The organism is Nocardia sp. CC201C (assembly GCF_030010695.1).
GTDB classification, from domain to species: Bacteria; Actinomycetota; Actinomycetes; order Mycobacteriales; family Mycobacteriaceae; genus Nocardia; species Nocardia otitidiscaviarum.
Genome location: NZ_JASCXP010000272.1, coordinates 1 through 9,917 on the forward strand (window position 1 = coordinate 1; position 9,917 = coordinate 9,917).

Consider the following 9,917-nt stretch of genomic DNA (forward strand, 5'->3'; position numbering starts at 1 on the left):
CAGGAGAATACGAATGTCGTCCCGGTTGTAGAACTCTACGAAATGCCCGTCCCGGCCGGTGATCTTCTTCGTGCCTTCCGTCTCTGTCCGCCGTCACCCGTCCCCCGGTGTACTGGCTCACGCAGGTTGAAGCTTGAAGCAAGGGAATCCCCTTGCGGGACAAGGAGTTTTCATGGCGGTCCAGCGTAGGCACACGATGTACCACTCGACGGTCGTCGATGCCGATCCCGATACCGTCTGGGCCGTGGTGCGCGATGCGCTGCGGATGGTGTCGATCGTGTCCGGCGCCGCCGCCGAGAACGTGCACTGGGTCGGAGACGGTGGGCCCGAGCGGGTTCCGTCGCAGTACAACTTCACGCTGACCTTCAGCGGTGGCCTGGTGCAGCAGGAGGTCGCCGGACGCGACGAGGTCCGGCGGTCGCAGACCTACCGCTCCATCGAACCGACCATGGGCGTGCAGCGCTATCTCGCGACCATCCGCGTCCGCCCGATCACCAACGACCCGAACCGCTGCTTCTTCGACTGGACCCGTGAGCTGACCATCGCCGAGGACGCCGACACCGAGGTCGTCGAGACGATCATCGCCATGATGGCGAAGCAGACCGATGCCATCCGTGACCATTTCGCGCGGAACTAGCGGAACCAGCAGCGGCGACAACGCGAAGAACGAAGGGAACAACCGTGACTGAGACGTCGTCCGGTCGGCACATCGATATCGCCTGGCCCGAGCTGGGTATCACCGTCACCGCGGAACTCGACGGCCGCAATCCGGAACTGGCCGACGCGCTGTGGGAGGCGCTGCCCTACCGGAGCCTGCAGGGACACGCGCTGGTGGCGGGCGAGCACCTGTACCACGTGGCGCCGATTCCCTCGCTGCTGCATCTGCCCGCGTCCACCCGGATCGCGGATCGGCGCGAGGCTCCCGACGGCACCGTATTCTGTTCCGCGCTACAGCATCTGGGCATCAAGTACGGAACGCTCACCGAACCCATGCCCGCCACCCCGGTGGGCCGGGTCCGGACGGCGGACATGCCCGCGCTGGCCGTGGCCGGGCAGGCCGTCTGGGAGGCGGTCTACGCGACCAAGCGGACCATCCTGGTGGAGGTCCGCCGGGCGGGAACGGCGGGCGGCCACCGTATTCCGCATCTGACCGCCGTCGAGCCCGAGGCGAATCGCCTCATCCACGATGTGCATGCCGCCACCGAGCGGGCCTGGCTGACCGTGCCGCCGGAACTGGCGGATCTGCACCGGGGCTTGATTCCGTCCGGAGCAGGAAGCTTCGAAACCGTGCTGCCCACAGTACTTTTCGTCAATGGTGAGACGCGGCCGCTGGGGTACGCCAGCTACGGCGGGCTGGTTCGGGGTGCGGTGCAGGGTATGCCCATGGAGTCGCTGCGGCAGATGGCGCGGCTGCTGGTCGGCGTTCCGGCCGAATTCCTCGGCTACTGCGGGCTGGAGCGGCTATGGGACTTCACCCAGCGTTTCCTGGCCTGCCTGGACCGGCTCGACCGCGACGACTTCCTGGCGGTGGCGAGTCAGCTGGCCCTCTACGTCAACTGCCTGGGCGGCTGGAATCTGCACCTGTACCCCTGGGACACGGGAGATCATCTGCGGCAGTTGCGTCCCGCCCAGGCCGGTCAGCAGTCGTGAGCGGGCTGCCCGAGCGCACCGATGCGCTCATCATCGGCGGCGGCGTCATCGGCGCCGCGGCGGCCAGCCAACTCGCCGCGGCCGGTGTCGGAACCGTACTGCTCGAACGCGGCGCGCTCGGATCAGGTGCGTCCGGGACCACGGCGGGCGTCCTGCGGACCTACTTCCCCGGCAACGACCTGACCAGCGCTATGGCCGTGCGCAGCCTGCTGGCCTACCACGAGTTCGGCGCCCGCACCGGAACCGATATCGGCCTGCGGCAGACCGGCTTTCTGGTGTTGTTCACCGAGGAACACCAGGTGGCGGACTTCCGGCGCACGCACGCCGCGCAGCGGGCCGCCGGGGTGCGGGTCGAACTCGTGACCGCGGCCGAAGCGGCGCGACTCAACCCGCTCGTCGATCCGCGCACCGTGCTGGCGGCCGCCTGGTCGCCCGATGCCTACGCCTGCGATCCGGCGGCCATCGTGCGCGGGTATGCCGGGGCCGCCGAGCGGGCGGGCGCACTGCTGCGCACGGATACACCGGTCACCGGCATCGATCCCGACGGCCGGGTGCACACGCCCGCGGGCAGCATCCGGGCCGACAGCATCGTGTGCGCGGCGGGCCCCTGGGCGGGGGCCGTCGCCGCCATGGCGGAGGTGTCGCTGCCGGTGACCACCTATCCCGTAGAACTGCTGCTCACCGCCGCACCCGCCGGAATCGCCACGCTGCCCATGACTCTGCACCCGTCCGGCCTGCGGATACGCGGGTGGGATGACCGCATCCTGGTCGGCATGGGCCGCCCCGGGCCGGGCGAGACCAGGGAAACGTGGCTGGATCGCGTGGCCCGCCTGCTCGGCTCGACCTTCCCCGCGCTCGCCGGGAATCCGCTGGAGCCGGGGTGGAGTGGCGATCTCGATGTCAGCCCGGACGGCATGGCCTTTCTCGGCCGCGATCCCGCTCGCCCCGTCGTCTACGCGGCCGGCTTCTCCGGTCAGGGCCTGTGCCAGGCGCCCGCCGCCGCGGAGCTGGTCCGCGCTCTCGTCCGCGGTGAACGGCCCTGGACCGACCTCGCCCCGTTCACCACCGACCGCTGCCGCGCTCAGAGCGTCGGCTAGCCATCGCACACCGCGGCACGGGTCCGATGCCCGTCGCCGGACAGCCACCGCCCGCCGCGACCGGGTAGTACAGAAAGAAGCCGCCATGATTGTCCTGGGGTGCAATGGATTCACCCGCGTCTCGGAAGTCTTCGCCGAGCGTTTCGGTGCGGTCGGCACCGATAAGCACTATCTGCTCGGGCACGATGCCGGGGCCGCCCTGCTGGTGGACGGCGAGGTGGTCGCGGCCGTGGAGGAGGAACGGTTCAACCGGGAGAAGAAGACCAGCGACTTCCCGATCAACGCGGTGACCTGGTGCCTGGAACAGGCGGGCGTGCGGTTCGCCGATATCGACCGGATCGCGATCCCGTTCGACTTCTCGCCGCGGGTCCTCGACGAGATGCTGTCGGGCATCGTGGCCGCGCCGCTGACGCCGACGGCGAAACTGGACCTGCTGGCCGCTATCGGCGCGCTGTACACCGAGGTCGTCGGCCATGAGGCGATCTCGGCGGATTTCGCCGCCCGCACCGGCCACACCCCGGCGCCGGATCAGTTGGTTTTCGTGCCGCACCACCTCGCCCACGCCATGACCGGGTATTACGTGGCGGGTATGCGCGATACCGCGTTCCTCATCAGCGACGGTCGCGCCGAAGTGCTCTCGACGCTGATGGGGGAGATCCGCGGCGGCCGCATCCATCTCTTCGACGAGACGGCGATCGGCGCGGAGTATTCGATGGGTCTGCTGTTCAGCGCGATCACGCGTTTTCTCGGATTCGTGCCCAACAATGACGAATACAAGGTCATGGGTCTGTCCGGCTATGCCCGGCCACCCGTGCCGAATCCGTTTCTCGAGGAATTCGTCGCACTGCACCCCGACGGGCGCTACAGCTTCGCCCGGCCGCTGGAGACGGATGATCCGCGCGGCCTCGATCCGCTGTTCGAGCGGTATTTCGGTCCATTCGAGGACACGCTCGAGTACCAGGCCCGGGTGGCCGCCGCCGCACAGGAGATGCTGGGCGTCGTCACCGCCCATCAGGTGCGCGCGCTGGAGGCCAAGACCGACCTGAATCACCTGCTGTTCGAGGGTGGCGTGGCGCTGAACTGCCTCAACAACACGCCGCTGTTCGAGGGCTCCCGATTCGACGATATGGCCGTGAGCTTCGGCGCCAGCGATACCGGCGTCGTCATCGGGGCCGCCGTGCACACCTGGCTCCGGCACGGTGCGCCGGGCGCCGGGCGCAGCACGCCATCCGTAACCCCTTATCTGGGACCGGAATTCGGCGATGCGGCGATCGAGTCGGCACTGCGGCAGCGCGGTGACCGAGTGGCCTGGACCCGCCTCGACGACGGCGAGATCGTCGATCAGGTGGCGAAGCTGCTCACCGAGAAGGTCGTCATCGGCTGGTACGAGGGCAGGCTCGAACACGGTCCGCGCGCCCTCGGGCATCGCAGCATCCTCGCCAACCCGCGGTTCCCGGATATCAAGGACGTCATCAACACCCGGGTCAAACACCGCGAACCGTTCCGCCCGTTCGCGCCGATCGTGCTGGAGTCGGATGCGCCCGCGATCTTCGACATGGGGCGCAAAACCCGTTCTCCCTATATGACTTTCGTCTTCGACGTGCGGCCGGAGTTCCGGGACCTGATTCCGGGCGCGACCCATGTGGACGGCACCTCGCGGGTGCAGACGATCACCGATCGCGACACCCCGCGGCTGGCGGCGCTGCTGCGCCGATTCACCGCCCTGACCGATGTGCCGTGCCTGATCAACACCTCGTTCAATGTGGCCGGTGAGCCGATCGTCTGCTCCCCGGCCGACGCGTTGAACTGCTTCCTGGGTACGGAGATCGACTATCTGGTGCTGGGCAACCACCTCGTCACGAAGCTATGAGCGTCGAATCCGGGGCGGCCACCACCCTGCTGCTGCTCCGGCACGGTGAGACCGCGCTGACCCCGCGGCGGCGCTTCTCGGGCAGCGGTGGCGATCCGGCCCTGTCGGATGCCGGGCGGCGACAGGCCGAGGCCGCCGCCCGGTCGCTCGCGGCGCGCGAGCCCGTGCACGCGGTGGTGTCCTCACCGCTGCGGCGCTGCCTGGAAACCGCCGAGGTGCTGGCGCGCCGGCTGGACCTGCGGGTGCAGGTCGAGCCGCGGCTGCGGGAGGCGGATTTCGGGGACTGGGAGGGGATGACCTTCGCCGAGGTGCGCGCGGACCATCCGGATGAGCTGGCGGTATGGCTGCGCTCGCCGACGGCGGTGCCGGGCCGTACGGGTGAAACCCTGGCGGCGGTGGCCGAGCGGGTCCGCACGGTACGGGACGCGCTGCTGGCCCGGTATCCGGGGCAGACCGTCCTGGTCGTCTCACACGTCGCACCGCTGCGCACCCTGATCCGGTTGGCGCTCGGCGCGCCGCCCGCGTCGCTGTTCCGGATGGAACTCGCGGCCGCGTCGCTGTCGGCGGTGGCCTATTACGGGAACGGGAATGCGTCGGTGCAATTGCTGAACGACACATCCCACCTCCGATGAACGCAACGACGCGTTTACCGTGAGAAACATTGCCGCCATATCCATTTGTGCGATCCATCGACGCGGACGGACATCGGCGGCACGTCCCTCGGAGATTCCTACAGACTGTGACGGGCCTTACTCGATCGGCTTGACCCGGGGGCCCGCCGCAACGTAGTTTCAAGCGCACCGACTCGTGAGCGGCTGAAAGGAGGCGATGTCGGATGTCTGCCATCTCCGATCTGCGCCGCCTCGCTCACCGGACCGTCTGGGTCCCGGGTCGCGTCGCACACGGCTGCTGAACAGCCCACTTTCCGGCGCGCCCGTAGGCGGCCCCGGTTTCTTTTCGATCTTCTGTCATCGCCCGCGGCAGGTCGCCGCGTGTGGATACGCGCTCCGGGTTCGCGAGCGGCGTCACCGAAACAGAAAGCTCCTGAAATGGCGACTAGGATATTCATATCGACCATGCACCGAAATGAGGTAGTGCCATGGTAGAGGCGCGGATCACGGTCAACGGGAAGTCCACGCCGATTTCCCCGGCCGCACCCCATACGACGGTTCTGGATTTCCTGCGGGAGCGCGGCTTCACCGGGAGCAAGGAAGGCTGCGCCGAGGGCGAATGCGGCGCGTGCTCGATTATGGTGGCCCGACCGGGCGTGGAACAGCCCACCGACTGGGTGGCCGTCAATGCCTGCCTGGTGCCGGTCGCGGCCCTGGACGGTCAGGAGATCGTCACCGCCGAGGGGCTCGGCACCCTCGACGCGACCGGAGCGCCGACCGAACTGCACCCGGTGCAGCGGGAGATGGCGGTGCGAGGTGGTTCGCAGTGCGGGTACTGCACGCCCGGATTCGTCTGCAGCATGGCCTCGGAGTACTACCGTCCCGGCCGCTGCCCGTCCGCCGCGCCCGCCGTCGCGGAAACCGCCGCCGATTCGACCGCCGCTGTCGCGGATTCCGCTGCGGCCGAACCGCATTCGCACGACGGTGAGCACGGCCCCAACGGCTTCGATCTGCACGCGCTGAGCGGAAACCTCTGCCGCTGCACCGGATACCGTCCGATTCGGGACGCGGCCTTCGCGCTCGGCGCACCGGATGCCGACGACCCGTTCGCGCGCCGCCGGGAACAGGCCGCACCCGCCCCGGTCGCCACCGAGTACACCCGGGACGGCCGCACCTTCCGGCGACCGGCGAGCCTGGCCGACGCGCTGGGGCTGCTGCGGGAGCGGCCCGACGCGGTCCTGGTCGCGGGCAGCACCGACTGGGGCGTGGAGGTGAATATCCGGGCGCGGCGCGCGGAGTACGCCATCGCCATCGACCGGCTGCCCGAATTGCGGGAGCTGCGCGTCACCTCCGAGCACATCGAGATCGGCGCGGCGGTGCCGCTCACCGAGATCGAACGCCGCCTGGACGGCCGGGTGCCGCTGCTGGCGGAGTTGTTCCCGCAGTTCGCCTCCCGGCTCATTCGCAACAACGCCACCCTCGGCGGCAACCTGGGTACCGGTTCCCCCATCGGCGACAGCCCGCCCGCCCTGCTGGCGCTCGGCGCGGCGGTGGTGCTCGCCTGCATGGACGGGGAGCGGGAGGTCGATCTGGCCGACTACTTCACCGGATACCGGCAGAGTGTGCGGCGGCCGGACGAGCTCATCCGGGCCGTGCGCATTCCGCTGCCGCTGGCGCCGGTCTCCGCATTCCACAAGATCGCCAAGCGGCGGTTCGACGATATCTCCAGTGTGGCGGTCGCTTTCGCGCTCGACATCGAGGACGGGACGGTCCGCTCGGCGCGCATCGGGCTGGGCGGCGTGGCCGCCACCCCGATCCGCGCCCGCGACACCGAGGCGGCCCTGGTCGGGCAGCCGTGGTCGACCGACACCGTGGAGCGGGCCGCCGGAGTGCTCCAGGCCGAGGGCACACCCATGAGCGATCACCGCGCCAGTGCCGAGTACCGCGCCGCGATGCTCGGCCAGAGTCTGCGGAAGCTGTACGCGCAAACCACCGAGGCGGTGCTGTCATGAGTCATCTGTCCGAACGTCCGGAGAAGCCCGTCGTCGGCGTGCCGCTGCCGCACGAGAGCGCGTCGCTGCACGTCACCGGGACCGCGCTGTACACCGACGATCTGGTGTACCGCACCAAGGACGTGCTGCACGCCTATCCGGTGCAGGTGATGAAGGCGCACGGCCGCATCACCGCCCTGCGCACCGAACCCGCGCTGGCCGTGCCCGGCGTGGTGCGCGTGCTCACCATCGCCGATGTGCCCGGCGTCAACGACGCCGGGATGAAGCACGACGAGCCGCTGTTCCCGGACGAGGTCATGTTCCACGGCCACGCGGTGGCCTGGGTGCTGGGGGAGACCCTGGAGGCGGCCCGCGAGGGCGCGGCGGCCGTCGAGGTGGAACTCGACGAGCTGCCCGCCATCGTGACGCTGCGGGAGGCGATCGAGGCCGAGAGCTTCCACGGGGCGCGGCCCACCATGATCCGCGGCGATATCGAGGCGGGGTTCGCCGCGTCGGCGCACGTCTTCACCGGCGAATTCGAGTTCAAGGGCCAGGAGCACTTCTACCTGGAGACGCACTGCGCCCTGGCCCAGGTCGACGAGGCCGGGCAGGTGTTCATCCAGAGCAGCACCCAGCACCCCTCCGAGACCCAGGAGATCGTGGCGCACGTGCTCGGCCTGCACAGCCACGAGGTGACCGTGCAGTGCCTGCGCATGGGCGGCGGCTTCGGCGGCAAGGAGATGCAGCCGCACGGGTTCGCCGCGGTGGCGGCGCTCGGCGCGAAGCTGACCGGCCGCCCGGTCCGATTGCGGCTCAGTCGGACTCAGGACCTGACCATGTCGGGTAAGCGGCACGGCTTCCACGCCTCCTGGCGGATCGGTTTCGACGCCGACGGCCACATCCAGGCCCTGGACGCCACCCTCACCGCGGACGGCGGCTGGAGCCTGGACCTGTCCGAACCGGTGCTGGCCCGCGCGCTCTGCCATATCGACAACACCTACTGGATTCCGCACGCGCAGGTGGCCGGGCGCATCGCCAAGTCGAATACGGTGTCCAACACCGCCTTCCGCGGCTTCGGCGGTCCGCAGGGCATGCTGGTGATGGAGGACATCCTGGGCCGGTGCGCGCCGCTGCTCGGACTGGATCCGGCGGACCTGCGCGAACGCAACTTCTACCGGCCGGGACAGACCACGCCGTACGGGCAGCCGGTCGGGCAGACCGACCGTATCGGCAAGATCTGGCACGAGGTGCGCGACACCGCCGACTGGGAGCGGCGGCGGCGCGAGATCGCGGAATTCAATGCCGCGCATCCGAACACCAAGCGCGCCTTGGCGCTCACCAATATCAAGTTCGGCATCTCGTTCAACCTGACCGCCTTCAACCAGGGCGGTTCGCTGGTGCTGATCTACAAGGACGGCTCGGTCCTGATCAACCATGGCGGCACCGAGATGGGGCAGGGCCTGCACACCAAGATGATGCAGGTCGCCGCGACCACCCTCGGCATTCCGCTGCACAAGGTGCGGTTGGCCCCCACCCGCACCGACAAGGTGCCCAACACCTCCGCCACCGCCGCCAGCGCCGGAGCCGACCTCAACGGCGGCGCCATCAAGAACGCCTGCGAACAGCTGCGATCGCGGCTGGAGCAGGTGGCCGGGTCGCAGCTGGGCGTGAACGCCTCGGACGTGCGCATCGTCGACGGCGTGGCGCGCGCCCTGGGCAGCGACGCGGAACTGGACTGGGACACCCTGGTGCGCACCGCCTATATGCAGCGGGTGCAGCTGTCGGCCTCCGGCTTCTACCGGACCGAGGGATTGCACTGGGACGCCAAGACCTTCCACGGCTCGCCGTTCAAATACTTCGCCTACGGCGCGGCCGCGACCGAGGTGGAGGTGGACGGGTTCACCGGCGCGTACCGCATCCGGCGCGTGGACATCGTGCACGACGTGGGCGACAGCCTCTCCCCGCTCATCGACATCGGCCAGGTCGAGGGCGGCTTCGTGCAGGGCGCGGGCTGGCTGACCCTGGAGGACCTGCGCTGGGACACCGGCGACGGGCCCGGTCGGGGACGGCTGCTGACCCAGGCGGCGAGCACCTACAAGCTGCCCAGCTTCTCGGAGATGCCCGAGGAGTTCAATGTCAGGCTGCTGCGCGACGCCACCGAAGAGGGGGCGGTGTACGGCTCCAAGGCGGTCGGCGAGCCGCCGCTGATGCTGGCGTTCTCGGTGCGAGAGGCACTGCGGCAGGCCGCGGCGGCGTTCGGGCCGGGCGGGGTGAGCGTGGACTTGGCATCGCCCGCGACGCCGGAGGCGGTGTACTGGGCCGTGCAGGCGGCGCGGGCGGGCAGCGGGCAGGTAGCTGCTCGTGCGGCCGGCCGGGTCGAGGGCGGTCCGTCCGCTGACGGATTGACGGTGACCGGGCCGAACGGCCGCGGCGGCAGCCGGGGCGAGCCGAAGTCGGTCGGCGATGGGCTGGCGGCTACCGGCCGGCATGGCTCCGGCGATGCTCGGGTCGAGCCGCATCCGTCCGGCGACGGACAAGCCGGCCACGGCACTGGTGGCCCGAGTCGACGCGGCGACGGGTTGCCCGTCGACGGTCGGCCCGGCACCGATCGCGCCGCGGCGGGCAACGGCCGCTCCGGCGCGAACGGGAATCCGGCCGATGCCGACGCTGATGCCGATGCGGACGCGCTCAGCGGTGC

General features: G+C 69.7%; 7 protein-coding genes. All 7 read left to right on the forward strand.

All coding sequences use genetic code 11. From position 1 onward, the window contains the following. Positions 1-172 precede the first annotated feature (172 nt). On the forward strand, positions 173-637 hold the full coding sequence (locus QK444_RS24630) for an SRPBCC family protein (protein ID WP_282784129.1): 465 nt from the start codon (positions 173-175) through the stop codon (positions 635-637). Positions 638-681: 44 nt separating this feature from the next. Further along, the gene (locus QK444_RS24635) at positions 682-1,650 is read left to right on the forward strand and encodes a hypothetical protein (RefSeq protein ID WP_282784131.1); all 969 of its coding nucleotides are present in this window, start codon (positions 682-684) and stop codon (positions 1,648-1,650) included. After that, entirely contained in the window at positions 1,647-2,747 is a 1,101-nt protein-coding gene (locus QK444_RS24640) for an FAD-dependent oxidoreductase (protein ID WP_282784133.1), read from the forward strand. The genes QK444_RS24635 and QK444_RS24640 overlap by 4 nt, the downstream gene beginning before the upstream one ends. 85 nt (positions 2,748-2,832) lie before the next feature. Continuing rightward, a complete protein-coding gene (locus QK444_RS24645; RefSeq protein WP_282784135.1) occupies positions 2,833-4,617 on the forward strand; it encodes a carbamoyltransferase C-terminal domain-containing protein in 1,785 nt (594 codons plus the stop codon). Beyond that, on the forward strand, positions 4,614-5,249 hold the full coding sequence (locus QK444_RS24650; RefSeq protein ID WP_282784137.1) for a histidine phosphatase family protein: 636 nt from the start codon (positions 4,614-4,616) through the stop codon (positions 5,247-5,249). Before QK444_RS24645 ends, QK444_RS24650 begins: the two co-directional genes overlap by 4 nt. A 467-nt stretch (positions 5,250-5,716) precedes the next feature. Continuing rightward, complete coding sequence (locus QK444_RS24655; protein ID WP_282784139.1) at positions 5,717-7,240, forward strand: FAD binding domain-containing protein; 1,524 nt, start codon at positions 5,717-5,719, stop codon at positions 7,238-7,240. Beyond that, the coding region (gene xdhB, locus QK444_RS24660) for a xanthine dehydrogenase molybdopterin binding subunit (RefSeq protein ID WP_282784140.1) at positions 7,237-9,917 on the forward strand (2,681 nt) is incomplete at its 3' end. The genes QK444_RS24655 and xdhB, both read left to right, overlap by 4 nt.